Origin of the sequence: Citrobacter rodentium NBRC 105723 = DSM 16636, assembly GCF_021278985.1 — a bacterium.
Classification (GTDB): Bacteria; Pseudomonadota; Gammaproteobacteria; order Enterobacterales; family Enterobacteriaceae; genus Citrobacter_A; species Citrobacter_A rodentium.
In genome coordinates, this window is record NZ_CP082833.1 from 2,413,153 (window position 1) to 2,439,003 (window position 25,851).

The following is a 25,851-nucleotide window of genomic DNA, read 5'->3' on the forward strand; positions in this document are numbered from 1 at the left end:
AAAAATCTGCCGCGAAGGATACCACTGCCACTGAGAGATACACAAAATCATTGGGGATGCGCGAGGATTCAATGACGATCTACCGGCTGCCAACCAGCTATCCGGACATGGCATTGAAGCCCCTTACCAGCATCTTGAGCCGTATTGCCACCAGGACAACAGTGCGTTATAGTGTTTACATAATGTGAACACGTGAAGGGAATCTCTCAGTGCACATCATCTCCAAAGAGCCATTTGAGCAAGCGGCGCGGTTATTTCCAAACGACGCCATGGCCATTAGGGCGCTGTATCGCCTGGTAAGCGAAACAGACTTCAAATCGCCCGATGAGTTGCGCACCGCCGTGCCGAGTCTCGACAATTTTAAGTACCGGAACAAATGGTGGGTTTTAGATGTGGGTGGTCATAATTTGCGAGTTATCGCCTACATCAACTTTGTGAATAAACGCTTCTACGTGAAGCACATCGCCACCCACGCTGAATACGATAAGCTGACTCGCTACTATCGGGAGAACAAAGAATGATCGCCGACACCACTAAAGCTATCGAAGCAACGAAGCAACTGGTAGCTGCCGTCCCTCTGCTGGGGGGCAGCACCTCAGAGAAAGACTACCGCGACGCGCTGGAGCTGGTGGAGTACCTGATCGACCACGACGACGAGAACCCGCTGATCGACTTCCTGGCAGCCAAGATTGCGGATTACGAGGACAACAGCGAACAGTTTGCGGAGTTCAACAAACGCATTGCAGAGATTCCGGTTGGCGTCGCGCTACTGCGCACCCTGATTGACCAGCATCAGCTCTCCTACTCCGACCTGAAGAATGAGATTGGATCCAAATCGCTGGTGAGCCAGATCCTTTCCGGCCAGCGCTCCCTGACGATCTCACACATCAAGGCGCTTTCGGAGCGGTTCGGCATCAAGCCGCAGTGGTTTCTCTGATCTCCACCGCCAGCCCGCGTCACGGCGGGCTGTAACTTTCCGCAGAAAAACGTTAACGCGCCAAAAACTCGCTCCCTTCCCCCCTTTTTAAACATCTACGGACGGCGCAAGCCAGCAATGGTCCCCCACGGTAAGGTCCAGGTATGCCTGACGCTCTTTCATTATCAAAAGAAGCAAGTACGTAAGCGTCTCATTTAAACCGTCTGGTCTGTTTCCTCCGGCTCCACAAAAATAATGTCCATCATTTTTAGTGGACACTATCGTATGGAATACCGGACCTGGATTACTGAAGCTTTACGCCTTCACTTCGAAGAACATTTACCTCGGGTTGTGGCCGGACGTCGCCTGGGTGTACCAAAATCAACAGTTTGTAGTATGTTCGTGCGCTTTCGGAGAGCTGGCCTTTCGTGGCCTTTGCCCGCAGGCATGTCGGAGCAGGAACTTGATGCCTGCCTTTACGGACAATTTTCCACGGTACCAGTCGTACGTCCTGAAAGCACCGTTATATCCGAAACCCCCGTGGTAAAAAAACGTCCCCGGCGGCCCAACTTCCCTTATGAGTTTAAAATCGCCTTAGTGGAGCAGTCACTGCAGCCCGGAGCCTGTGTGGCGCAGATCGCCCGGGAAAACGGAATCAACGATAACCTGCTCTTCAACTGGCGCCATCAATACCGGAAAGGTGGCCTGCTGCCTTCCGGAAAAAATATGCCGGCACTGCTTCCCGTGACGTTAACGCCGGAGCCGGATAATAAAATCCCGGCCCCCGCACAGGAACCAGAGCAGATAAATACACCGTCCGACAGTCTGTGTTGTGAGCTGGTTCTGCCGGCCGGAACTCTCAGGCTTAAAGGTAAACTGACGCCGGCGTTATTACAGACACTTATCCGCGAAATAAAAGGGAGCAGCCACTGATGATATCTCTCCCTGCAGGTTCGCGTATCTGGCTGGTTGCAGGTATCACCGATATGCGAAATGGCTTTAACGGCCTGGCATCAAAAGTTCAGAACGTCCTGAAGGATGACCCGTTCTCCGGACACCTGTTCATCTTCCGCGGACGCCGGGGTGACCAGATAAAAGTGTTGTGGGCTGACAGTGACGGACTGTGCCTCTTCACCAAACGCCTGGAGCGGGGCCGCTTCATCTGGCCAGTCACCCGTGACGGCAAGGTGCACCTTACTCCGGCTCAGTTATCCATGCTTCTTGAAGGTATCAACTGGAAGCACCCGAAACGAACGGAACGCGCTGGAATCCGCATATAACCCGTTGTAAAGTGAGGATATGGACACCTCACTTGCTCATGAGAACGCCCGCCTGCGGGCACTGTTGCAGACGCAACAGGACACCATCCGCCAGATGGCCGAATACAACCGCCTGCTCTCACAGCGGGTGGCGGCTTATGCTTCCGAAATCAACCGGCTGAAGGCGCTGGTTGCGAAACTGCAACGTATGCAGTTCGGTAAAAGCTCAGAAAAACTTCGCGCAAAAACCGAACGGCAGATACAGGATGCACAGGAGAGAATCAGCGCACTTCAGGAAGAAATGGCTGAAACGCTGGGTGAGCAATATGACCCGGCACTGCCATCCGCCCTGCGCCAGTCTTCAGCCCGTAAACCGTTACCGGCCTCACTTCCCCGTGAAACCCGGGTTATCCGGCCGGAAGAGGAATGCTGTCCTGCCTGTGGTGGTGAACTCAGTTCTCTGGGATGTGATGTGTCAGAGCAACTGGAGCTTATCAGCAGCGCCTTTAAGGTTATCGAAACACAACGTCCGAAACTGGCCTGTTGCCGGTGCGACCATATCGTGCAGGCACCAGTACCTTCAAAACCCATTGCACGCAGTTATGCCGGAGCGGGGCTTCTGGCCCATGTTGTCACCGGGAAATATGCAGACCATCTGCCGTTATACCGCCAGTCAGAAATATACCGTCGTCAGGGAGTGGAGCTGAGCCGTGCCACACTGGGGCGCTGGACAGGTGCTGTTGCTGAACTGCTGGAGCCGCTGTATGACGTCCTGCGCCAGTATGTGCTGATGCCCGGTAAAGTCCATGCTGATGATATCCCCGTCCCGGTCCAGGAGCCGGGCAGCGGTAAAACCCGGACAGCCCGGCTGTGGGTCTACGTCCGTGATGACCGTAACGCCGGTTCACAGATGCCCCCGGCGGTCTGGTTCGCGTACAGCCCGGACCGGAAAGGCATACATCCACAGAATCACCTGTCCGGTTACAGCGGAGTGCTTCAGGCCGATGCTTACGGTGGCTACCGGGCGTTATACGAATCCGGCAGAATAACGGAAGCCGCGTGTATGGCCCATGCCCGGAGAAAAATCCACGATGTGCATGCAAGAGCGCCAACCGATATCACCACGGAAGCCCTGCAGCGTATCGGTGAACTGTATGCCATCGAAGCAGAAGTCCGGGGATGTTCAGCAGAACAGCGTCTGGCGGCAAGAAAAGCCAGAGCTGCGTCACTGATGCAGTCACTGTATGACTGGATACAGACTCAGATGAAAACACTGTCGCGTCACTCGGATACGGCAAAAGCGTTCGCATACCTGCTGAAACAGTGGGATAGCCTGAACGTGTACTGCAGTAATGGCTGGGTGGAAATCGACAACAACATCGCAGAGAACGCCTTAAGGGGAGTGGCCGTAGGCCGGAAAAACTGGCTGTTCGCGGGTTCTGACAGCGGTGGCGAACATGCGGCGGTGTTGTACTCGCTGATCGGCACATGCCGTCTGAACAATGTGGAGCCAGAAAAATGGCTGCGTTACGTCATTGAGCATATCCAGGACTGGCCGGCAAATCGGGTACGCGATCTGTTGCCCTGGAAAGTTGATCTGAGCTCTCAGTAAATATCAATACGGTTCTGGCGAGCCGCTTACTCTAAAAAATATTAATTAATGGAGAAACAATAATTAATGCCGCTTTGCCAACTAGCTAAATCTTTATAATTTATTGATTTTTTAATGATTTTTTAATTGGTATAATTTTTTTGTTGACATTTAAGGATAATATATTTTACACATTATGTATCAGGGGTTAATAGCTTTTATAGGGGTTTTGTATGATGAAGTAGATTTTTCTAATGTGATAGATAAGACGTTATCTTACATAATTTATAACATTCTATTAATTGTTGACCCATCCATGTAAGGATGAGCTTGTTAATATCTTAATATATAAAAGTATGAGGAGATTATTTATTATGAATATGGAAACTAATTCGCCCACAACAAGCCCATACATTCAGCTGATTGAGCAGATTGCTGTGCTACAGCAAGAAGCAAAGCGGCTGCGTGAGCAGGAGATTCAAACTGTAATTGAGTCAATTCAAAAACAGATTACTTATTACAATATAACCTTACAAGAACTGGGGTATACTAATATACCTGATGGTGCTCTTGCTCGCCGGAGCTCATCAAAAGGGGTATACTACCGTAATGAAGACGGACAGACTTGGTCTGGAGTGGGTCGACAACCACGTTGGCTTAAAGAAGCATTATTGAATGGAAGAAAGAAAGAAGATTTTCTTGTGAAGGACACAGAAGAAGAAGTAACATCTCTGAATAACATTTAACATGAAATAATTAAATGATAACGATAACTGAACTGGAAGATGAAATAATAAAAAATAAAAAATCAGCAAATATTTTTATTGAAAAAATAAATGATAAAAAAAATGAAATCCACGAAAAAATGAAAAAACCTTTGGATAAGGTCACTTACAATGAAGCAAAGGAACTGCTCATTGCATGCGATGCGGCAATTAAGGTCATTGAGATAATGGTAATCAGATTGAATAGAGGATGAATATTGTGAAGCAAACAAAAAACAAAGAGTTATTAGATAAAAAAATAAGATCAGAGATTGAGACAATAAAAAAAATAATTGCTGAATTTGATGTTATAAAAGAAAACGTTAATATATTAAGTGAAAAGGCAAAAACATCCCCTCAAGCTGCGGAAACTTTAAACAAATTAATTGAAGGATATACATATGGTGAAGAGAGAAGATTATATGATTCCGCTTTAAGTAAGATAGAGAAATTAATAGAGACAATGAAACCTACAAGATCTGGAAGTCAATTAACAAAGAATCAGCGTAATAAAAACAATAGAAAAATAGTATGACAATTTTGAATAAAATAGACTATAGCTACTATAAATTAATTAACTATCCTCTCATGATGATTCATGATGAATGGCTAGGTGATTTAACCGGTGTCAATCAGGGCTGTTTTCGACGTCTAAGAGAAAATAGTTCTACACGTAATCAACTAAATAGGATTATACGTCAGGATATTCAAAGTAAAATAGCTGGTGCAGAATTATCAAATATAAATAAGGATAGTTTTCTATATCAGTCAATTGGTAAAATAAGATTGCTTGCTTTAAGTAGTGCATTATTTGAAATTCAATGTCCTGATTATATTTTTTCACGAGTATATAGAGAGAATCTGATTGAAGAGATAGGATATCAAAATGTGAAACAGTTATCATTCTATTGGCAGGGAGGACAATGTAAACCAGAATATGGCGAAGATCGGTTCTGTTCGGAGCTAATAAAATATGGTGCAGGAAATCTGGAATGGTTATTCTCTGATAATCCATTATGGGCAATAGTTAAATATCTTTTACCGAAAAGCGGAGAAATAAAGCCAGTTCATATTAATGGTATATTTCTTAATAAACTTAATAAAATTTTACTGCCTTATGAAACTTTATGAATATAAAAATATAAAAATTATTGACTTAGTGCTTACGGAAGATGTTGTAGCTGAAAGTAAGCTGCAGGAAATTTTCCAAACTGATAACATTATCAAACTGACTCGAAAAAGAACATGCGAACATTTACTGAGGATTAGGAGGAAAACGAAACAGTTAAAGATAGAATCAAGAAAAAAAATTGCAAAAAAAATGTTATCAATGAGAGAAAGAGAACGCAAATACAAAAAAATAAAATTAGAAAAAGAGATTAATAATTCGGTGAAATGGGTTAAAGATATCCAGGATATCGAGTTGGTTTTAATACAAGATATAATGAATAAAATTCATTTGACACTAACTGATGCATTGCATTCTTTAGATACATCATCAAGAATTAATTGGGATGCCTTACTTAATGAAGTCGTAAGAGAGGCGATTTCTCATAATAATATTGTAGGGGCTATTAAGATCACTAAAAACCCAGACGTTAATATTGACCTCGGTGAGGGTAAGAATTTAGAGTTTATTGATGATTTAAATATACCAGTTAATCAGATAATAATAGAAAATGAATATATAAGAATAACTTTAGATCCGTTAGAGCAAATTAATATCTTATTAAATTCATTTAAAGAGAGTTATTTGAGTATTATTCAGGAATAATGATATGACTCAGTTAATGACCATTGGCTCACAGCCAATATTTTTAATTGTTGTTTTTTTCTTTTTTTCATTACTGCCAATATTTGTTGTTATTGGAACTTCATTTCTGAAAATTTCGATTGTATTAGGGATACTGAAGAACGCATTAGGTATTCAACAAGTACCACCAAACATGGCATTAACATCAGTATCTCTGATACTTACTATATTTATTATGTCTCCAATAATATTACAGATTAATGATAATATATCTCAGGAGCCGATAAACTATACTGACTCTGATTTTTATCAAAAAGTTGATGGGAAAATAATATCACCATACCGTATTTTTTTAGAAAATAACACTAATAAAGAAAATATTGATTTTTTTGAAAATGTTGCCAAGAAAAAATTGGGTAATGAAACTTCTTTAAAAAAAGACTCACTTTTTATACTGTTACCGGCTTTCACTATGGGACAGCTTGAAGCCGCATTTAAGATAGGATTTTTACTTTACTTACCCTTTATCGCTATAGATTTAATCATTTCCAATATCTTATTGGCCTTGGGTATGATGATGGTATCGCCAGTAACAATTTCGATACCTTTTAAGATCTTGCTATTCATTCTTATTGGTGGTTGGCAAAAATTATTTGAATTTCTTTTGGTGGTGAATTGATGGGTACTGGATATTTTGTTCAATTATGTGTGCAAACACTATGGATTATATTCATCCTGTCATTGCCGACAGTCATTGCAGCCTCTGTAATTGGTATTATTATTAGCTTAATCCAGGCTATAACGCAATTGCAAGATCAAACATTGCCTTTTTTGCTGAAAATAATAGCAGTATTTGCTACACTTGCTCTGACTTATCACTGGATGGGTACAACAATCATAAACTTCTCATCAATAATATTTGAAATGATTCCAAAGGTGAATGGTTAATGAATGAAATAATGACTGTCATAGTTTCATCATTCTTTTGCATACTCAGACCGCTGGGGATGTTTATTATTCTTCCAATATTTTCAACAGGCGTTTTGCTGAGTAATTTTATACGTAATTCAATTATGGTTGCGTTTACACTACCAATCATAGTCGAGAATTATAAATTTTCAGAAGGATTACCATCTGGAATTTTTCAGTTGATCGCTATCGTGTTAAAAGAAATAAGCATAGGTTTTTTTATTGGTTTGTCATTTACTATACTTTTTTGGGCTATAGATGCGGCTGGACAAATTATTGATACCCTAAGAGGTTCAACAATATCTTCAATTTTTAACCCGTCTATAAGCGATTCATCCTCTATTACTGGCGTTATTTTGTACCAATTTGTCACCGTAATATTTGTCATCCATGGAGGAATACAAAGCGTTCTGGATAAGTTATATTTGTCCTACGAGATGTTGCCATTACAATCTGGTATAACATTCAATCATACTTTGGTTGATTTTTTATTTTCACTATGGGATTCATTTATTAAACTAATGTTGTCATTTTCAGTCCCCATGGTTATCGGTATATTCTTATGTGATATGGGATTTGGGTTTCTCAACAAAACCGCTCCTCAGCTAAACGTATTTACACTATCGCTACCAGTAAAAAGTTTGATAGCAGTTTTTATATTGTTGTTGGTTATTCACATTTTTCCAGAGTTTATTACAGCCAATATTCATTCTGACATAATTGACAGAACCTTACCGAGTATGATTAATGAGTGAAAAAACAGAAAAGCCTACACCTAAAAAAATTAGGGATTTAAAAAAGAAGGGCGATGTAACTAAAAGTGAAGAGGTAATGGCTGCTGTGCAGTCGTTAATCCTATTTTCATTTTTTTCTTTATATGGCGCAAGTTTTTTTATTGAGGTTGCAGGAGTAGTTAATACAACTATAAACTCGCTTAATGAACCATTTTTATATTCCATACACGAAATATTAGGAGCTGTGTTAAAAATATTTTTATTATATGTTTTACCAATTGTTCTTTTTGTGTTTGTAGGTACTGTTGCGACCGGTGTATCACAAATAGGATTCATCTTTGCGGTGGAAAAAATAAAGCCATCAGCTCAGAAGATTAGTATAAAAAACAACCTAAAAAATATTTTTTCAGTGAAGAGTATTTTTGAATTACTTAAATCAGTATTTAAGTTGGTGATTATCTCTCTAATTTTTTACTTTATGGGAAATACATATGCGAGTGAATTTGTTAATTTTACAAGACTAAATGCCTATCAGACTCTTGTTATTATCGCTTTTTTTATTTTTCTTTTATGGAAAGGTGTGTTATTCGGATATTTGCTCTTTTCGGTGTTTGATTTTTGGTTCCAGAAACATGAGGGATTGAAAAAAATGAAAATGAGTAAAGATGAGGTGAAACGAGAAGCCAAAGATACTGATGGTAACCCTGAAATTAAAGGCGAACGCAGGCGTCTTCATTCCGAGATACAAAGTGGAAGTCTGGCTAATAACATCAAAAAATCAACTGTTATTGTCAAAAATCCGACTCATATTGCAGTCTGTCTGTACTACAAACTTGGTGAGACCCCATTACCTTTAGTGATTGAAACAGCAAAAGATGCCAAAGCACTACAAATCATTAAACTTGCGGAATTATATAATATTCCAGTGATTGAAGATATTCCATTGGCAAGAAGCCTCTATAAGAACATACATAAAGGGCAATATATAACAGAAGACTTTTTTGAACCTGTTGCACAATTGATCCGTATTGCAATGGATATTGATTATTAATCCATTATTGGTTCATTATTTTTTAGTTTAGTATATGTGTTGTATATTTTCATCGCATATTGCCTTCTGAGTTCTACAGCATTTGGTGTGTTAAAATAACCAGCATTGTATGCACCCACGGCATCCCACGTATTCCCTCTAGATTTTATGTTGGAAGCTAAAATATAACCAGCGACAGTTATATTTATGCAATCATCATTTAATAAATCATTTTCGGATATGTTAAATTTACTTAATAGGTCTAAATGGGATGAGTTTATTTGCATTATCCCTATATCATAGGTTCCATTTTTATTTATTTTGCTTTTTATTCCACTTTTGTTTCTTGACTCATTCCATGCAATGGATTTTAATATTAATGGATCAATGTTATATGCTTTTCCAGTTGTTTCAAAACAATCAGAAGCATAGCAAAAGTTAGTGATAAGAATGATACTTAATATTTTTTTTGCTTTCATGTTTATCTTCAATGTGATGCGTTAGGATTTAAAGATGGCAACCACAGAAAAACTTGGAATATGAGTATATTTAATGATATATTACAGTGTAATTTGGAGAAAATGAAGCATCTCCGTTATTCTTTATACGGCTTATGGATAGAACAAATGGAATGGAGTGAGGTTAGCATGAAATCGAATGAGTTATAATTATGAAGGATGGCATCTATAGTATTACCTTTATTAGTAATGAAGATTCCTGTGGGGAAGGCATACTGATTAAAAATGGAAATTTAATCACTGGTGGAGATATTTCCTCTGTGTATCAGGGGGGACTGACTGAAGAGGAAGACATCATATTTCATGTTCATCGATATAATCATGAAATTCCCTCGGTGCTGAGCATTGAACAAGATTATCAATTAGTTATCCCTAAAAAAATACTAAGTAATGATAATAATGTTACATTACATTGCCACGTAAGAGGAAATGAAAAGTTATTTGTTGATGTTTATGTCAGATTTATCGAACCGTTAATTATTAAAAATTAATTGCTTATCTAAATATTTTTATTGTTTTTTTGTGTTAATTTTTTATCAAATAAAAAGAACATGGAAAATGGAATCTAAAAATAGTGACTATGTAATTCCTGACTCTGTAAAGAATTACAATGGTGAGCCTCTGTATATCCTGGTTTCTCTTTGGTGTAAATTGCAGGAGAAATGGATTTCTCGAAATGATATTGCCGAAGCATTCGGTATAAACCTGAGGAGAGCGTCATTTATTATAACTTATATATCGAGAAGAAAAGAAAAAATTTCATTTCGTGTCAGATATGTCAGTTATGGGAACTTGCATTATAAGCGCCTTGAGATTTTTATTTACAATGTTAACCTTGAGGCGGCTCCGACAGAAAGTCATGTATCAACCGGACCGAAAAGAAAAACCTTACGAGTTGGTAATGGTATTGTGGGACAGTCGAGTATTTGGAACGAAATGATCATGAGACGAAAAAAGGAGAGTTAGACGTAGCTTTCTTAGTAAGTTTATAGAATAATAAAAAAAAGATCCCTATTCAGGGGGGACAGTCCGGAGACATAATGAACATTTGTTCGGAGACATGGTAGACACTTACAACTAAGGCATAAGAACCCGTTTATGGTGCTGCTTATGCCTTGGGAATCAAGAGATATTATGTCACTAGATTCTGAGTTTATTCTGTTCGCCTCACAGGAAGGGGCGAACATCCGTTCTCTTTGCCGTCACTACAGCATTTCTCCTGCCACAGCTACAAATGGCTTAAACGCTGGTACGACGAAGGTTTATCTGGTTTTCAGGACCGTCCACGTACACCTCATCATTCCCCGAACCGTTCGTGCGACGACATCATTGCGCTGTTACGTATGCGCATGATCACCATGAACGCTGGGGAGCATGCAAGATAAACACTGGCTGGAAAATCGTGAACATCGCGTGTCCGCCTTCAGCACGGTTCATAACCTGATGGCCCGTCATGATCTTCTACTGGGTCTGGCTATGGCAGCCCCGGCGACTGGCCGATTTGAACATGAAGCGCAGCTCTGGCAGATGGATTTTAAAGGGCACTTTCCCTTTGGCAGTGGACGCTGCCATCCATTAACACTGTTTGATGACCATTCCCGTTTTTCCCTGTGTCTGGCTCACTGCGCCAATGAACAACGGACGACCGTACAAGCGTATTTGAATACGATGGACTGCCGGACCGGATGACCATGGAGAACGGTGCTCAGTGGGGTGATACTCACGGAACCTGAACGGCACAGGAGTTATGGTTGATGCGTCAAGACTGAAAGGTGTCAGTCAGAGTGCGGACAAGGCATTCAGAAATGAACTTTTGGGACTGAAGAAGACGCATGAAGATGGTCAGTATGAAGTCTGGTGGTACAGTACAAAAGTGGGGGTGATCGGCCTGAAGAATAAGTCGATCACCATGGCAAAAAATGTTAAAAAGTGTTCACCATGTTCTCTAACACCTGTCTGGCATGTCTCCGGATTGTACAGGGGGAGAGGAACAGGATAGTCCTTTTCCTGTGTAAAGTTTGAAAGCCATTTCTCAGAAAATATACTCGGGACCATATATGATTGCAGTGGTTGAATTTTCAACAATATATTGAGAGATATAAATAATTCAAGCGGCAGGAATTTGACAGACAAGAAAATTATCAGAGTTTTATAGAGTAAATGACTGGGGTGAATAAATGCAGATACAGCACTTGCAACTTAAATTATGGTGAGTATATACAGATTATTCCATGAACGGAGATGGCATTTAATACTATGGAAATTATTCAGACGCATATAAAGCTTTGATTAATGGAGTTGATCCCTCTCTGTAGAGGAATCTATCTATAGGCCAGTATCTAAATTTGGGAGTACTTCATTTATGCTGTTTTAATTTTTCGCTAGAAAATCCCCAGACGGGCTGGGGATTGGTATGCAGACGGTGATTTTTAATCTGTATTATCTAATAGTTTTTTAATATTTTCTTTATATGTAGAATATTTTTCTTGTTCATTACACCACATCAGACAAGCCTTAAAGGCTTTTTTGGCCATTTTTCGATTTCCCACAAGTAAGTAGCTGATACCAGAATAATAAGATGCTCTGGGATCTTGCATAACTAAGGTTGCACAACGAGCAAAACACAGTTGTGCATCTTCATGATTTGATAAACGTTGATGACATAAGCCCAGAGATAAGGTGTAGTCATAATTCCAGTGCTCCAGATATGTTAGCAAATGGAATAGATTTCTTGCGGTTATAATATCACCAGATTGATATACTGTATAGGCATAAGAATGAAGATCATTGAGATCTTGTTGCGTCAGATTTGTCAATGACGCTAATGTGCCACCATTCTGGTAGAAATCATAGATTTCCTCTAGGGAGCTAAATTTTGTGCTCATAAAGCCTCATTTATTATTCGCTAGATGCAGATCTTATCGGGGTCGCTTTAATTAAAAAGAGTCGAACAACACTATGCTTTTGTTTTACCGTACTGGAGAACAGGCTACCAATAACAGGAATATCGCTTAACAACGGTATACCATCTTTACTTGAACTTTCTTTATCCTGAATGAACCCGCCAAGTAGCAGACTTTCTCCTGCGCTTAATGTTGCTTCTGTTGTCATTTCTGAATTTTGGACTTCGGGTAAGAGGCTGCCGGCATTCTGAATATTGCTTTGGTTAACCGACTGGTTGCCATCCTGAATATCAAGTAACAAACGAACTCGTTCCCGACGTTTCCCGGTAAGACTATTCGAGGTGTCATCAAGTATACGTGGTGTCACTCTCAGCAATGTCCCACTGGTTATACTTTCCAGCGATGCCACCTTTTCACCAGAAACTTTTGTATAAAACGTGACGTTTTTATCAAGAATCGCCTGCATATTATTTAAGGTTATAATTGATGGCTGAGAGAGTATTTTGGCTTTCGAGTTCTGCTGTAACGCATTCACTCTAATCATGAAATTACTAGCGTTACTTATCACAGAGGAACTAATATTAGCCTGTGCTGCAGAGCTATTAAAGGCAATAGAACTTTGCCCTGCATTTAATGTACCGGACCAGTTTACACCTAGCTGTTGAAGATCGTTTGCATCAACATCAATAATTGAAACGGAAATTTCAATTTGCCTTTGTTCAATGTCAAGCTCAGAAATTAATTGCTGATATATATCCATGGTTATTTCACGGTCTTTAACAACAACAGCATTAAGACGTGGATCAGCAGAAATATTTACACTATTATCGAACAGATTACCACTTCTTTCAACCGCACCTTTACCGGTACTGGGAAGTGAACCATTACTTGCCATTGTCTTTAGGATAGAGACGACGCCAGGCACGACAACATTTTGGTCGCGGTATTTGTATGTTATATCTGTCGCTGAAGCATAGTTTAATTTAAAGACTTTAACGACATCTTTATTTTTAGCTTTAGATTGTGCTTCTTTGTCAAGGCTTTCCGATAAAGATGTAATATATTTTATACATTCTGGAACGCCCCGAACTTCAATAGAGTTAAACGTCGTGATTTTTCTCACATTACAGGAACTTTTGTTTACAGAGATCGTATCACGCAAATATTTTAGCAGTGAATCAATATCCAGATATGTTGGTGTAATTATGCTTCTTGATATTTCATTTGTTTTATAAATATACAAGATGTTTTCATCATAATACCATGTGAGATGATAAAGTTTGGACAGTTTCTCCAATACTTTTACTGGTTTTTCATTTTTTATTTCGCCAGAGAAATCATCATTCACAGAATTACTGATGAAAACAGGAATGCTGTAGTTAGCGGCAAAGTCATTAAGGATCACGCTTACTGGAGAACTTTTTGTAATAATAAAATACTCGCTCTCGCCTAATCTTTTTTCCAGAGAGGATGGGGCCGCCTGAGTATTGCAAAAAAATAATGCTGTAAAAATAAAAAGGCTTATTTTTTTCATTACACAATTCGTCCTATATCAGAAAACAAGTGTGTTGGAGACAACGTTGTATCTGATGAAGATGATTGCTCTAGTTTATTAAAATGCTTATCGAGCAAAGAGGCTAATGTATGTTGCATTATTGTTTTTGACATGTTTGTTCGATGATTATTACCTTTATTAAAAATTTGGCAAATATACCATTTATTATTAGACAAGAAAATACCCATTTGTTTATATTCTTTACTAACCGCCAGAATATTGCAGAGTTTGATGAATGTATCTGTTGGAACCTGGCGAAAATCACCACTAAGCTCGATATATAAAACCCAATAGTTTCCAAAATCGTGTAAGAAAGCATTTTTTTGGTAGATATAAAAAGTAAGATGCGTTGGTGAACCTTTGACATCCTTTACAAAATCAAGAGCCGTTAACCAGCCACTATCATTCTTAGCGCTACCATTATTATTGTTCATACATATTACCCGTCATGTCCTGAGGATGACTTGATAACGACACTAATATTTTCTAATTTGAGATCGTCTACACTATTCTTAATTAAGTTTTTTATCTGAATAACAGATGGTGCTAAGTTAACCTCTGGCGAGCTAATGACTAAAACAGCTGCTGAGGATGGTTGGCTCTCGTTATTGTTGACATTTAATGAGACGCTGCAATCGATAACACCTGGGATTTTACTTAACAACCTTTCTATATCTTGTTCTTTGAGATAGTTGATTTTGGCATTTTCTTGTGATGGTGATGTAACTAACTGGCTTGGCGGAAAAATAACCTCAATATCTGCAAATTTCTTTTTTGGAAAACCATTGTTATTTAAAATAGTTATCGCGCGAACAAAATCCTCTTTTTCCACACTAATCGTTACATTTCCACTTTTATCCATTTCTTTAGAAACATTAACATCATTGGATAGCAACAATGCTTGCATCAGATTGGCTTCTTTTTCCGTTAATCCTGTATACAATTGCTCTTTACATGCAACTGTCAAACAAATAGCAATCAATAAAAAAGTATTTTTAATGCGTTTTTTCATATTTATTGCTGTGAAATTAATTTTGTAAGCGATGTTGAAAGGAGGCTTGCGAACTTGGAGAGGACATCAACGTTGACGTTTGCGTTGAGCACTTTCTTTTGTAAAATACGCAACTCTTCTATTGACAGTTCCCCTGCAGATAGTGCATCGAAACGGCGATTAGTGTCCATTGTTGCAAGATGTTTCTTTTTAATTTCCTCAATCAACACTCGCTCTGGAGAAGACACTCCAGCGGTTTTAGGGAGTAATTGATCAAGAAACTGAGCCGCTCCGGCCGCAGATGGGGTTGGGGCTAACGGAGTATACTCATCAACAAAATTTGTTTGGGACGTGTTATTTAACTGAATATTAATCTTTTCTGATTGATTCATATTGTTTATTTTCCTGTTAGTCTCTTATTCTGAGAGAGGTAAGGATATAAATTATCCATTACCTCTCTCTCGCATTTATGCTATGCGATGCTTACGCATATTTCATCGCTAATGCACCGCCAACCGAAGTCAAACCACCTAAAACACCAGCAGCGATTCCTAAGCCTAATTTTTCTGTTTGTGAAGAGTTGTCGATACACATTGCTGCAATTCCCGCACCTGTTGCTGCTAGTGCTGAAACGGCAAGTGCGACTCCAGCAAAAACTCTGACATTGCGACTTGCCCCTCCTTCCGCTTGCATCACTCCTGTATTCTCATCCACGGGACCATTTCCATTTATTGCAGTCGCCAGCGGTAATACCACACCAGAAGGACTTAAATTTGTTGGTTCCATTGATTTTTCTCCTTTTATCTAATTTAGACATTTACCTTATTATAAATAACCAAATTATCCCATGGGCAACTATAGCCAACTATTACTATTGTTAAACAGTTGCAATGTACATATACTGTATATATTATTTGATACACTTTTTCAAGCAACAATATTCATGTATATACTTACTTCAAGAGTCTGCCGATGAATCTTTTAATTAAAAGAAATGTAGAGGAATTTTTAAGATTATTGGGAAATGATTTTTATTTGCTTGATAATCGTGTTGAAATTGATTTTAATGGTTTTTCTTTTTTTATTGAGGTAATTGGTGGTAATCTTTTTTTTACATTTGCTTTAGAGTATAACGAAAATGCATTTTTTTCTTTCTTCAGTGCCCTTGCCCCTGAGCGGACGCAGGGGGTGATTGAACATATCTTTGTCTACGATAATAAATTATGTTTAAGTTATTTGTTAACTAATATCGATGTGTTATCTTTAATGAATACTTTTCAACAGCATGTGCAGATTATTGAGCGAGTTCGCAGGATGACATCATGAATAAACTCTTAAATGTATTTGAAAAAGTAGAGTCATATCACGATCTTATTCTGGCTCTCTTCTTCTTTATGGCTGTAATGATGATGATTATTCCACTGCCAACAGTTGTGGTGGATATCATTATCGCGATTAATATCTCGACAGCTTTACTTTTATTAATGCTCTCAATCTATATAAAAAATCCTCTTGAGCTAACTTCTTTTCCAACAATTCTGTTGATTACGACGTTGATGCGCCTGTCACTCAGTGTCAGTACCACCAGACTTATTCTTTTGCATCATGATGCGGGTGACATTATTTACTCCTTCGGTAACTTTGTTGTTGGCGGTAACATTGTTGTTGGCCTGGTTATTTTTACAATTATCACCATTGTACAATTTATGGTTATTACAAAAGGGGCTGAGCGCGTTGCTGAAGTGAGTGCTCGTTTCTCCCTGGATGGTATGCCAGGGAAACAAATGAGTATTGATGGTGATATGCGTGCAGGCGTTATCGATCCGCTTGAGGCAAAAGTTCTTCGTTCCCGTGTACAAAAAGAAAGCCAGTTCTATGGCTCAATGGACGGGGCGATGAAGTTTGTAAAAGGGGACGCTATCGCTGGTATCATCATTGTTTTAGTTAACTTGTTTGGTGGCGTTCTCATTGGTATGTGGCAGTTTGACATGCCATTTAGTGAGGCACTTAGCCTGTTTTCTGTATTGTCGGTTGGTGATGCCCTGGTTGCTCAGATCCCTGCGCTTATTATTTCTGTAACTGCGGGGGTGGTTGTTACTCGTGTTCCCGGTGAAAGCGAAAAAGAAGAAAACCTTGCAGGGGATATTATTCAGCAAGTTTCTGTTAATAGTCGTCCATTTTTGATCAGTGCTGCATTGATGCTTGTAATGGCGATTATCCCTGGTTTTCCTACGTTGGTCTTCTTGTTTTTGGCCGTTTGTTTGCTGGGTATTGCCTGGAAATTGCAGAAAAAAAGAGCATTTGGATCTACCAATAGTAAAGATTCGCTGGGAGGCGATTTGTCGAATAGCCAAAATGTCTCTCCAGGCGCCGAGCCATTAATTTTAAACTTAAGTAATAATATTTATAGTGCAGATATTACACAGCAAATTGAGGTTGTACGTTGGGGTTTCTTTGAAGAAAGTGGAATCCCATTGCCTAAGATTATTGTTAATCCGATAAAAAATAATGATAGTGTAGTGGAATTTTTGCTCTATCAAGAGTCAATATACAAAGATACACTGACCAAAGATACTGTTTATTTTGAAGCCGGACACGGAGATATATCATTTGAGTTTGTTCAGGAAAAAATTTCGATTAACTCTATCGTATATAAAACGAATGAGGCTAACCAACAGCTAGCTCATCTTTCAGGTATGAATGTGTATTCAGAAACAAATGATAAGATAACATTTTTGTTAAAGAAACTTGTATTATCTAACGCCAAAGAGTTTATTGGTGTACAAGAAACTCGTTATCTGATGGACATCATGGAGAGAAAATATAACGAGCTTGTGAAAGAACTCCAACGCCAGCTTGGTCTGAGCAAAATTGTCGACATTCTTCAGCGGCTTGTAGAGGAAAATATCTCAATTAGAGATCTTCGAACTATCTTTGAGACACTTATCTTTTGGTCAACAAAAGAAAAAGATGTGGTTATCTTATGTGAATACGTTCGTATTGCTCTCCGTCGGCATATTTTAGGCCGCTATAGTGTTCGTGGTACTATTCTGAATGTTTGGCTTATAGGTTCTGATATTGAAAATGAGCTGCGGGAGTCGATTAGACAAACGTCATCAGGTTCGTATCTGAATATCTCCCCGGAACGGAGTGAGCAGATAATTGGCTTCTTGAAAAATATCGTGAATCCAACGAGTAACGGCGTCATTCTGACCGCTTTAGATATCAGGCGTTATGTGAAGAAAATGATTGAAGGTTCGTTCCCGTCAGTACCCGTGCTCTCTTTTCAGGAAGTTGGTAATAATATCGAACTGAAAGTATTAGGAACGGTAAATGATTTCAGAGCATAATTCTATGTTGGAAAGATACCCACGTATCCAGAAAGTGATCAATAGCACCTTGCCGGCATTATTATTCAATTCATCCACAAAGTATGAAGGCAAGATTACTAATATTGGCGGGACGATTATCAAGGCTCGTTTACCAAATGCCCGTATTGGCGCCTTTTATAAGATAGAACCCGGTCAACGTTTAGCTGAGGTGATTGCTATTAATGGGGATGAGGTTTTCTTGCTACCTTTTGAGCATGTTTCTGGCATGTATTGTGGGCAGTGGCTAAGTTATCAGGGAGAAGAGTTCAAGATTCGTGTTGGTGATGAACTGCTTGGGCGACTTGTTGATGGCATAGGCAGGCCAATGGGGAGCAATATTGCTACGCTTTATCTTCCGTTTAAACGCAGCCTGTATGCGGAACCACCAGATCCTTTATTAAGGCAGGTTATTGATCAGCCATTTACGCTTGGGGTTAGGGCAATTGATGGTTTGCTTACTTGCGGTATTGGGCAGCGCATCGGTATTTTCGCTGGTTCCGGCGTTGGTAAAAGTACGCTTCTGGGGATGATTTGTAATGGCGCATCAGCGGATATTATTGTCCTTGCCCTTATCGGTGAGCGTGGTCGTGAAGTAAATGAATTTCTTGCGCTTTTACCCCAATCTACGCTTTCTAAATGCGTACTGGTTGTTACAACTTCAGACCGTCCTGCTCTGGAAAGAATGAAAGCCGCATTTACGGCGACAACCATTGCTGAGTATTTCCGGGATCAGGGGAAAAATGTATTATTAATGATGGACTCCGTAACTCGTTATGCCCGAGCAGCACGTGATGTTGGGCTTGCATCGGGGGAACCGGATGTAAGGGGAGGATTCCCCCCGAGTGTTTTTTCTTCGTTACCCAAATTATTAGAGCGTGCGGGCCCTGCGCCAAAAGGGTCAATAACTGCGATTTATACGGTGCTTTTAGAAAGCGACAATGTTAATGATCCTATTGGTGATGAAGTTCGCTCTATTCTTGATGGGCATATAGTGCTTACACGAGAACTTGCAGAGGAAAACCATTTTCCTGCAATTGATATTGGTTTAAGTGCTAGTCGTGTTATGCATAACGTTGTTAAATCGGAACATTTACGTGCGGCGGCAGAATGCAAAAAGCTTATTGCAACCTATAAAAATATTGAGCTGCTTATTCGTATTGGTGAGTACACGATGGGGCAAGATCCTGAAGCGGATAAGGCTATAAAAAATAGAAAAGCAATCCAGAGTTTTTTACAGCAAAGTACTAAAGATATCAGTAGTTATGAAAAAACGATTGAAAATCTATTCAAAGTGGTTGCCTGAATATGTTGGACAGAATTTTATCTATTCGTAGAAATAGAGCGAATCGTTTGAGGGAGTCGATGGCCAGGATTAACTCTCAGATAAGAGAAATTGATGGCAAACTCGATGACTGTGAGCAAGCCATTAAAGAATCGATCGCGGCTAAGCAAGCGTATTGTGCATCGCTGGTGAATTTGGATAAAGTATCTTTATACAAATATCAGATAAAAAATAATGCATTTGATGAACAAAAACAGCGATTATATGAGAAAAAAATCTTGATATCTAAAGAAAAAAGCTCCTTGCTTGAATCGCAAAAAAGAATAAAAGAGAATATACAACGTGTTAATAAGTCAATAGAAAAATTATCTTTTGCCTTAAAGGAGCATTACCTTGACTAGAGTTTCTCTAAAAAGAAATTTGATAGAGCCTGTTTCTTTTCGGCCATTAGATGACTGGTCACAAGGAGAAGAAAATTTTAATGATATTCTTAATCGTATGAAAAAAAGATCGCCAGATACTTTGTTCATACGAATGGCTTCTTTATGGAAGAAATTGTTTTACTTCCCTGGCAAACGGCGGCGATATTTTGAACAAGAGGAGCACTCGTTTAGTATCATATGTGGAAGATTACGTGGTATTGTTGTAACATTTAAATGTAGTAAGGGAATAATTTATCTTTCTATTAAAGTAAACCCTAATAACAGTAAACACATTTTATTATATAATAAAAAAGAGTATATTTTTGATAAATTAAAAGAGCTCTTTCCAGATGAAGCCATTGAATTCTCAATCGAATATGAAAATTAATGATTTTTACTTACCATTATTACCTGTCATAGGAATCGGTCGCCTCTATATTACGTCCGAAGGGCATGCTTGCCATGCATATTTTCGTGAGGTCAGCGGTAATGGTTTTCGTTTCACGTTGGCATACTCGGGCTATGAGGGGTGTTTTTGGGTATCAGAAGAGCAGCTTATTCAGTGGTGCCATGAGTTATTCCCGTATAGCGATAGTAGATTGATTCCCGAAGATACGATAAAACTCATGCTCCTATGGGCAATACACGCAACATTACCAGAAGATGATGCGTCAGTTGATGATGTTCAATTTACGACGTTAAATAAAGATATTTATCCGGTAATAGAAAATAATAATGGTAAAAACAGACTTAATGTAATTATTCTTGAAACGACGGTACAAAGTTTACAATATCTGATTAATGATAATTGGCAATTAGTTCCGCATTCTAATACTCTTTTTTTTGATGGTTATATCGCACCTGGATGGACTGATTATCCAATTACAAAATTGAGTATTGGTGATAGTTTAAGACTCTATCATGTTGATGATAGTCAAGAGAGAAAATGTTGGCTTGTTATTAATAACCCTTTGGCAACCGTAAAGTTAAGTGATAATAATTTGTCTGTTACGGATGTTCAGGCCGCGGATCCGTTATGTATTATCAGCAACGAGACTGTAATGAATCGTATTTATTGTGCGATTGGTACAATAAATGTCGATATACATAAATTGCGGAATTTAAAAAAAGATGATACTATAGGTTCTGTCGGATATCATCTTTTCGGTGGGGGGCGGTTAATACGGAATAATACAATAATAGCATATGGAACTATTATAAAAATCAATGAGGATTTTTATTTTAATATTAGCGTAGTATGTGATTAATAGGAATGGATTATATAGGGAGATGTATCATGTCGTCATCATTGTCAGGTATAACTTTTACTACTTTTTTGACAAACAATCATGCATCATGGAACAGGTTGACCAGAAATCTTTATATATCGAATACTGATATAGTTGATGAAGTTCAACTTAAAGCACGTACTCAACAGCGTCACCATCGGATTTTTCCAGAGATTGATGACTGTTCAATTATCCATTTTCGTGGAAAAGAGTATTTTGTTCGCTTCATTAAAGATGATAAAAGTAATGATTATATATACAAAGTACAAAAGATGACTCAGGAAAGTGGATGTTTCTCAAAGATATTTGGCTTTTTGTATGGCGGTGTTACGAAGGCCCTGGAGTGTAAATTAAATGAGAGACATATTACTCCACTTTCTTCAACCTGGTATCCTCGCTCTTCATTAGAAGGCTTCTTAACTGAAAGAGGGCTTTCCTCTTTGTTACGTCGCGTACAATCTACGGAAAATGTCCCCCTTTCTGAGTCAGCCACATTAAACCCTTTGTCAGGCATGATGGTTTAAGAATTATTTAAGGTGTTCAAGGATAGAGAACCGTAGTTTTTGTGAAATATGAACCAGATGCTACTATCCGGTTCATATTATAACTTACTGAAGTAAAAATAAATTATAGTAAAAAAGAGTTTATTATTTCTTTTTTTATTATATATCCATTTTCCATTAAGTTAGTAAATTCCGTTATGTCTATTTTGTTTGCGGGAAATGCAATATTTAAAAGCACTTTATTTTCTTTTAATGATAGAAAAAACATACCAAGCATTTCTCGGTTGCTATTTATTTCTAATATTTTATTCATTTGTTCTGGCTCAGTATTTGATAGGTAACAATAAAAAAACAAAATTTCTGATTGAGGTGCGCATTCCAGTATCCACTCATGACCGTCGTTGTCATGAAAAGCAAGGGCGTCCGTTGGCTCTTCAAGTGTTATCCCAAACGTATGTGCAAGATCTGTGAGAAATTGTTCATTCATATTGTAGTCCTGTCATTTTTAACGCAGATGTATTCAAACGTAATTGATTTGTGACTTTGTACACAATTAACAGCGAGAAAAATATAATATGTAAGTAATAGTGTTGCATACTCATGATAGCATATGGTAAATGTAGTGCAACCACCTATAGATAAATGGCGATGGAGGAAAATAAAAATAATAAAGTAATTATTATTTTATTATTCATTTAATATTTGTTTGCGGGTAAATGTTATTTTTCCTTATGTGATTTACAGAGTTTTATTGTATGTTTAATCCAACGGCAATGGTCGGTAGAGCGTTAGCTCAGGCGGCTACACAAACTCTTAGACCAGTGGTAACAAAGGCTGCAACACAAGCGGGCATGGGAGCCAGCGGTATGAGGTTCGTACCTGTGCAGTCGAACCTTATGATTAATCATGACAAACTGACTGCTCAGCTACTAAAGGCCGTGGCCAAACAAACTGGTAATGGTGATACTCAGCAATGGTTCCGGCAGGAGCAGATTACTTTTATATCCAAAACGGTAAACAAAACTGTGGATGACTATTGCATAAATAATAATTCGACAATTAATAAGGAGACTAAACAGCACATTTTTAAAGCGGTTGAAAGCGTGATACAGCAGCCTCTTGATATAAATTGTGCACAATCATCAATCAGTCACTTTTTGCAATCTAATAAATATTTTAATAAGATAGTTGATGAGCAGTGCGGTAAAGGAGTGGATCCTATTACACGTTTTAACACTCAGACTAAGATGATAGACGATGTCTCATGCGAACTGTTTGAAAAGAATTTTAACTCCACGAAAGTGAGCGATATCAAAGCTATAACGCAGAGTGTGATTGCAGATTGTGTGCAGGATACCAGGCTGTAGGAGGGTATTTTGGGCTTAATGGCCTGTTATTTGTTCTTTCTTGATACAAAAAGAGTGCTATAAATATTTAAAGTAAAATATTATTTTAATCTATAATTATATTTTCGTACATAAAATAAATGTGGTTAATTTTTTGTTTATGTATTATTTGATTTTTTTTGATAGTGTATTTTTTAGTTGGAAAGACAAACATGCATTTCTTGTGCATTATTATGCTTGCATCATAAGTTAGACTGTGATTTATTTGGTTTATGTCCAGCCGTTTATCGACTGCATACCGTTGCATCATAACAATATAAAGGATTAGTGTAAAATTTCCGATTAAATAAAAGGATATATGTATGCCTATTGGTAATCTTGGTAATAATAATATAAGTAACAATTTAATTCCGCCTGCGCCGCCACTACCGTCACAAACAGACGGCGCGACAAGGGGGAATGGTAGTAGTCTTATTAGCTCTACAGGATCATTGGGATCTCGTTTATTATTTTCTCCCCTGAGAAGTTCTATCGTTGATACTGTTGATTCCAGAGATGTTCCAGGGCTTCCTGAACATCCATTGCGTTTTGCGACATCAGAGACATGTTTGCATGGGGGATTTGAGGTTCTTCATGATAAGGGACCACTTGATACTCTAAATCAGAAAATTGGATCCTCTGTATTTCGTGTTGAACAGCAGCCAGATGGTACCCATGCTGCTATTGGGGTAAAAGATGGTGTAGAGGTTAGCGTTACATTAAATTCTAGTGAATTGCAAAGCTTGCAATCTCTTGACACTGAAGGTAACGGTCGATTTGTTTTCACCGGGGGACGTGGTGGTAGTGGGCATGCCATGGTCACTGTTGCATCAGATATCTCGCAAGCTCGTGAGAAAATAATAGCTAAGTTAGATCCAGACAACCATGGAGGAAGACAACCTAAGGACATTGATACACGTTCTGTTGGTGTCGGAAGTGCTTCAGGAATGGGAGATGGAGTTGTTAGCGAAACTCATACTTCAACAACAACTTCAAGTGTTCGTTCAGATCCTAAATTCTGGGTTTCTGTTGGCGCAATTGCTGCTGGTTTAGCGGGGCTGGCAGCTACAGGTATTGTTCAGGCGGTTGCTTTGACACCAGCTCCGGATGATCCTACAACCACAGATCCTGATGAAGCCGCAAATGCTGCAGAAGCTGCGACAAAAGATCAGTTAACGAAGGAGGCGTTCCAGAATCCTGATAATCAGAAAGTTAACATTGATGAGCTCGGAAATGCAATTCCGTCGGGTGAGTTAAAAGATGATGTTGTTGCGCAAATAGCAGATCAGGCTAAAGTGGCGGGTGAACAGGCCAGACAGCAAGCTGTTGAAAGCAATGCACAGGCGCAGCAGCGGCATGATGATCAGCAGGCTAAACGTCAGCAGGAATTGGATCTCTCATCAGGTATTGGTTACGGCCTCAGTAGTGCATTGATTGTTGGTGGGGGGATTGGTGCTGGTGTTACGGCTATGCTCCATAGACGAAATCCGCCGACAGAACAGACAATAGCTACTACACATTCGGTTATTCAGCAGCAGACCGGGGGAAATACTCGAGCACAAGGCGGCGCTGACACCACTGGAGTGGAAAACGCTTCTCTGACTAGACGTGATTCGCAGGCTAGTGTTGCATCGACCCAATGGTCAGATACCTCTGGCGATGTGGTGAATCCGTATGCTGAAGGTTGGATGTCCAGGAATAATCCATCGCTTCTCGCTCCAGAAGAGCCTATTTATGATGAAGTCGCTCCGGATCCTAACTATAGCGTTATTCAGCATTTTTCAGGGAATAATCCTGTGACTGGGCGGTTAGTAGGATCTCCTGGGCAGGGTATCCAAAGCACTTATGCGCTTCTCGCAAGCAGCGGTGGATTGCGATTAGGTATGGGAGGATTGACTGGGGGAGGTGAGAGCGCAGGGAGCGCTGCGAATGCCGCTACAACACCGGGAGTTGAACGTTTCGTCTAAATATATAATGGGTATTTTGTTGGGGGGGAGGGGGAGTATGTCAATGTTTCAGAGAACCAAGTTGTAGTATAAGCAACTTTTCAAATTCTGTAAGAATAAATCCAATTAAGAGAAATTATAATGTCATCAAGATCTGAACTTTTATTAGAAAGATTTGCAGAAAAAATCGGTATTGGAACTATTTCATTTAATGAAAACAGATTGTGTTCTTTTGTTATTGATGAAATCTATTATATCTCGTTATCTGACACTAATGACGAATATATGATGATCTATGGTGTCTGCGGGAAATTCCCGACAGATAATCCTAACTTCGCTCTTGAGATTTTAAATGCAAACTTATGGTTTGCAGAGAATGGTGGACCATATCTATGTTATGAGTCAGGAGCACAATCGTTGTTGTTAGCGTTACGTTTCCCTCTCGATGACGTTACACCTGAAAAACTTGAGAATGAAATAGAAGTCGTCGTTAAGTCAATGGAAAACCTGTACCTGGTATTACATAATCAGGGAATAACATTAGAAAATGAACATATGAAAATAGAGGAAATTAGTTCAAACGATAATAAACATTATTACGCCGGAAGATAAAGAATTATTTATTAATATAATTTACTACTCATTCTAACTCATTGTGGTGGAGCCTATA

The 25,851-nt window shown here is 39.0% G+C and carries 34 protein-coding genes and 1 pseudogene; 27 read left to right on the forward strand and 8 right to left on the reverse strand.

Annotated elements, in window-relative coordinates:
• Positions 1–209: 209 nt before the first annotated feature.
• The 14 genes from K7R23_RS11430 (at position 210) to K7R23_RS11495 (ending at position 9,037) form a co-directional block, all read left to right on the forward strand.
• Entirely contained in the window at positions 210–521 is a 312-nt protein-coding gene (locus tag K7R23_RS11430) for a type II toxin-antitoxin system HigB family toxin (RefSeq protein WP_012907141.1), read from the forward strand.
• On the forward strand, positions 518–937 hold the full coding sequence (locus tag K7R23_RS11435) for a helix-turn-helix domain-containing protein (RefSeq protein WP_012907140.1): 420 nt from the start codon (positions 518–520) through the stop codon (positions 935–937). Before K7R23_RS11430 ends, K7R23_RS11435 begins: the two co-directional genes overlap by 4 nt.
• Before the next feature lie 234 nt (positions 938–1,171).
• Positions 1,172–1,849, forward strand: coding sequence for an IS66-like element accessory protein TnpA (gene tnpA, locus K7R23_RS11440; protein WP_012904569.1), 678 nt, complete (start codon positions 1,172–1,174; stop codon positions 1,847–1,849).
• A complete protein-coding gene (tnpB, locus tag K7R23_RS11445) occupies positions 1,849–2,196 on the forward strand; it encodes an IS66 family insertion sequence element accessory protein TnpB (protein ID WP_012904570.1) in 348 nt (115 codons plus the stop codon). The genes tnpA and tnpB overlap by 1 nt, the downstream gene beginning before the upstream one ends.
• A gap of 19 nt (positions 2,197–2,215) precedes the next feature.
• Positions 2,216–3,787 (forward strand): IS66-like element ISCro1 family transposase, encoded by a 1,572-nt coding sequence (locus K7R23_RS11450; RefSeq protein WP_012904571.1) that lies wholly within the window; start codon positions 2,216–2,218, stop codon positions 3,785–3,787.
• Between the two features lie 353 nt (positions 3,788–4,140).
• Positions 4,141–4,512, forward strand: a complete 372-nt coding sequence (locus tag K7R23_RS11455; RefSeq protein WP_024132854.1) for an H-NS histone family protein — start codon at positions 4,141–4,143, stop codon at positions 4,510–4,512.
• Positions 4,513–4,526: 14 nt separating this feature from the next.
• Entirely contained in the window at positions 4,527–4,745 is a 219-nt protein-coding gene (locus K7R23_RS11460; RefSeq protein ID WP_012907138.1) for an EscE/YscE/SsaE family type III secretion system needle protein co-chaperone, read from the forward strand.
• A 5-nt stretch (positions 4,746–4,750) separates the two neighbouring features.
• Positions 4,751–5,065, forward strand: a complete 315-nt coding sequence (locus K7R23_RS11465; RefSeq protein WP_024132853.1) for a type III secretion system filament chaperone — start codon at positions 4,751–4,753, stop codon at positions 5,063–5,065.
• The gene (locus K7R23_RS11470) at positions 5,062–5,661 is read left to right on the forward strand and encodes a type III secretion system domain-containing protein (RefSeq protein WP_012907136.1); all 600 of its coding nucleotides are present in this window, start codon (positions 5,062–5,064) and stop codon (positions 5,659–5,661) included. Before K7R23_RS11465 ends, K7R23_RS11470 begins: the two co-directional genes overlap by 4 nt.
• Positions 5,648–6,304, forward strand: coding sequence for a hypothetical protein (locus K7R23_RS11475; protein ID WP_024132852.1), 657 nt, complete (start codon positions 5,648–5,650; stop codon positions 6,302–6,304). Before K7R23_RS11470 ends, K7R23_RS11475 begins: the two co-directional genes overlap by 14 nt.
• Positions 6,305–6,308: 4 nt before the next feature.
• Positions 6,309–6,962, forward strand: coding sequence for a type III secretion system export apparatus subunit SctR (gene sctR, locus K7R23_RS11480; RefSeq protein ID WP_012907134.1), 654 nt, complete (start codon positions 6,309–6,311; stop codon positions 6,960–6,962).
• Positions 6,962–7,231 (forward strand): type III secretion system LEE export apparatus protein EscS, encoded by a 270-nt coding sequence (gene escS / locus K7R23_RS11485; RefSeq protein ID WP_012907133.1) that lies wholly within the window; start codon positions 6,962–6,964, stop codon positions 7,229–7,231. Before sctR ends, escS begins: the two co-directional genes overlap by 1 nt.
• The gene (sctT, locus tag K7R23_RS11490) at positions 7,231–8,007 is read left to right on the forward strand and encodes a type III secretion system export apparatus subunit SctT (protein WP_012907132.1); all 777 of its coding nucleotides are present in this window, start codon (positions 7,231–7,233) and stop codon (positions 8,005–8,007) included. The genes escS and sctT overlap by 1 nt, the downstream gene beginning before the upstream one ends.
• Entirely contained in the window at positions 8,000–9,037 is a 1,038-nt protein-coding gene (locus tag K7R23_RS11495) for an EscU/YscU/HrcU family type III secretion system export apparatus switch protein (RefSeq protein ID WP_012907131.1), read from the forward strand. Before sctT ends, K7R23_RS11495 begins: the two co-directional genes overlap by 8 nt.
• Here the strand turns inward: K7R23_RS11495 and K7R23_RS11500 are convergent.
• Positions 9,034–9,495, reverse strand: coding sequence for a lytic transglycosylase domain-containing protein (locus K7R23_RS11500; protein ID WP_012907130.1), 462 nt, complete (start codon positions 9,493–9,495; stop codon positions 9,034–9,036). The genes K7R23_RS11495 and K7R23_RS11500 overlap by 4 nt on opposite strands.
• Before the next feature lie 185 nt (positions 9,496–9,680).
• On the opposite strand from K7R23_RS11500, the gene K7R23_RS11505 reads away from it, so the two are divergent.
• The 3 genes and pseudogenes from K7R23_RS11505 to K7R23_RS11515 all read left to right on the forward strand — a co-directional run.
• Positions 9,681–10,025 (forward strand): negative regulator GrlR, encoded by a 345-nt coding sequence (locus K7R23_RS11505; RefSeq protein ID WP_024132851.1) that lies wholly within the window; start codon positions 9,681–9,683, stop codon positions 10,023–10,025.
• A 67-nt stretch (positions 10,026–10,092) separates the two neighbouring features.
• A complete protein-coding gene (locus K7R23_RS11510) occupies positions 10,093–10,500 on the forward strand; it encodes a CaiF/GrlA family transcriptional regulator (protein ID WP_012907128.1) in 408 nt (135 codons plus the stop codon).
• A gap of 144 nt (positions 10,501–10,644) precedes the next feature.
• Positions 10,645–11,458 (forward strand): annotated as a pseudogene (locus K7R23_RS11515) (helix-turn-helix domain-containing protein); the annotation flags it as partial.
• 505 nt (positions 11,459–11,963) lie between these two features.
• On the opposite strand, the gene K7R23_RS11520 reads toward K7R23_RS11515, so the two are convergent.
• The 6 genes from K7R23_RS11520 to K7R23_RS11545 form a co-directional block, all read right to left on the reverse strand.
• Positions 11,964–12,419: a SycD/LcrH family type III secretion system chaperone gene (locus K7R23_RS11520; RefSeq protein WP_012907127.1), complete on the reverse strand. Its 456-nt coding sequence runs from the start codon at positions 12,417–12,419 to the stop codon at positions 11,964–11,966.
• A 13-nt stretch (positions 12,420–12,432) separates the two neighbouring features.
• Positions 12,433–13,971: a type III secretion system LEE outer membrane ring protein EscC gene (escC, locus tag K7R23_RS11525; RefSeq protein WP_012907126.1), complete on the reverse strand. Its 1,539-nt coding sequence runs from the start codon at positions 13,969–13,971 to the stop codon at positions 12,433–12,435.
• A complete protein-coding gene (locus K7R23_RS11530) occupies positions 13,971–14,426 on the reverse strand; it encodes a hypothetical protein (protein WP_012907125.1) in 456 nt (151 codons plus the stop codon). Before K7R23_RS11530 ends, escC begins: the two co-directional genes overlap by 1 nt.
• Positions 14,427–14,431: 5 nt before the next feature.
• Positions 14,432–15,004, reverse strand: a complete 573-nt coding sequence (gene escJ / locus K7R23_RS11535) for a type III secretion system LEE inner membrane ring protein EscJ (RefSeq protein WP_012907124.1) — start codon at positions 15,002–15,004, stop codon at positions 14,432–14,434.
• A gap of 2 nt (positions 15,005–15,006) precedes the next feature.
• Positions 15,007–15,384 carry a type III secretion system inner rod subunit SctI gene (gene sctI / locus K7R23_RS11540; RefSeq protein WP_024132850.1) on the reverse strand — a complete coding sequence of 126 codons (378 nt, stop codon included), beginning with the start codon at positions 15,382–15,384 and terminating at the stop codon, positions 15,007–15,009.
• Positions 15,385–15,466: 82 nt separating this feature from the next.
• Positions 15,467–15,769 carry a SepZ/EspZ family type III secretion system protein gene (locus K7R23_RS11545; protein WP_012907122.1) on the reverse strand — a complete coding sequence of 101 codons (303 nt, stop codon included), beginning with the start codon at positions 15,767–15,769 and terminating at the stop codon, positions 15,467–15,469.
• 186 nt (positions 15,770–15,955) lie between these two features.
• Here K7R23_RS11545 and K7R23_RS11550 point away from each other — a divergent pair, with 186 nt between their 5' ends.
• From K7R23_RS11550 to K7R23_RS11580, 7 genes are read left to right on the forward strand one after another with little or no spacing between them, the layout of a single operon-like run.
• Positions 15,956–16,309, forward strand: a complete 354-nt coding sequence (locus K7R23_RS11550) for a hypothetical protein (protein WP_012907121.1) — start codon at positions 15,956–15,958, stop codon at positions 16,307–16,309.
• Positions 16,306–18,333 (forward strand): type III secretion system LEE export apparatus protein EscV, encoded by a 2,028-nt coding sequence (gene escV / locus K7R23_RS11555; RefSeq protein ID WP_012907120.1) that lies wholly within the window; start codon positions 16,306–16,308, stop codon positions 18,331–18,333. Before K7R23_RS11550 ends, escV begins: the two co-directional genes overlap by 4 nt.
• Positions 18,317–19,657, forward strand: a complete 1,341-nt coding sequence (gene escN, locus K7R23_RS11560) for a type III secretion system LEE ATPase EscN (protein WP_012907119.1) — start codon at positions 18,317–18,319, stop codon at positions 19,655–19,657. Before escV ends, escN begins: the two co-directional genes overlap by 17 nt.
• Before the next feature lie 59 nt (positions 19,658–19,716).
• A complete protein-coding gene (locus K7R23_RS11565) occupies positions 19,717–20,037 on the forward strand; it encodes a hypothetical protein (protein ID WP_024132849.1) in 321 nt (106 codons plus the stop codon).
• On the forward strand, positions 20,030–20,446 hold the full coding sequence (locus K7R23_RS11570; RefSeq protein WP_012907117.1) for a DUF1106 domain-containing protein: 417 nt from the start codon (positions 20,030–20,032) through the stop codon (positions 20,444–20,446). The genes K7R23_RS11565 and K7R23_RS11570 overlap by 8 nt, the downstream gene beginning before the upstream one ends.
• Positions 20,409–21,326 carry a type III secretion system protein SepQ gene (locus K7R23_RS11575; protein ID WP_012907116.1) on the forward strand — a complete coding sequence of 306 codons (918 nt, stop codon included), beginning with the start codon at positions 20,409–20,411 and terminating at the stop codon, positions 21,324–21,326. Before K7R23_RS11570 ends, K7R23_RS11575 begins: the two co-directional genes overlap by 38 nt.
• A 29-nt stretch (positions 21,327–21,355) precedes the next feature.
• Entirely contained in the window at positions 21,356–21,871 is a 516-nt protein-coding gene (locus K7R23_RS11580; protein ID WP_024132848.1) for a hypothetical protein, read from the forward strand.
• Between the two features lie 103 nt (positions 21,872–21,974).
• Here the strand turns inward: K7R23_RS11580 and K7R23_RS11585 are convergent, their stop codons facing one another.
• Positions 21,975–22,337 (reverse strand): type III secretion system chaperone, encoded by a 363-nt coding sequence (locus K7R23_RS11585; RefSeq protein ID WP_012907114.1) that lies wholly within the window; start codon positions 22,335–22,337, stop codon positions 21,975–21,977.
• A gap of 268 nt (positions 22,338–22,605) precedes the next feature.
• Between K7R23_RS11585 and K7R23_RS11590 the strand changes: the two genes are divergently transcribed.
• From K7R23_RS11590 to cesT, 3 genes are all read left to right on the forward strand, one after another.
• Positions 22,606–23,217, forward strand: a complete 612-nt coding sequence (locus tag K7R23_RS11590; protein WP_012907113.1) for a type III secrection system effector, WxxxE family — start codon at positions 22,606–22,608, stop codon at positions 23,215–23,217.
• Positions 23,218–23,558: 341 nt separating this feature from the next.
• Entirely contained in the window at positions 23,559–25,202 is a 1,644-nt protein-coding gene (tir, locus tag K7R23_RS11595) for a type III secretion system LEE translocated intimin receptor Tir (RefSeq protein WP_012907112.1), read from the forward strand.
• A gap of 120 nt (positions 25,203–25,322) precedes the next feature.
• On the forward strand, positions 25,323–25,793 hold the full coding sequence (cesT, locus tag K7R23_RS11600; RefSeq protein ID WP_012907111.1) for a type III secretion system LEE chaperone CesT: 471 nt from the start codon (positions 25,323–25,325) through the stop codon (positions 25,791–25,793).
• The last annotated feature ends 58 nt before the right edge of the window (positions 25,794–25,851 follow it).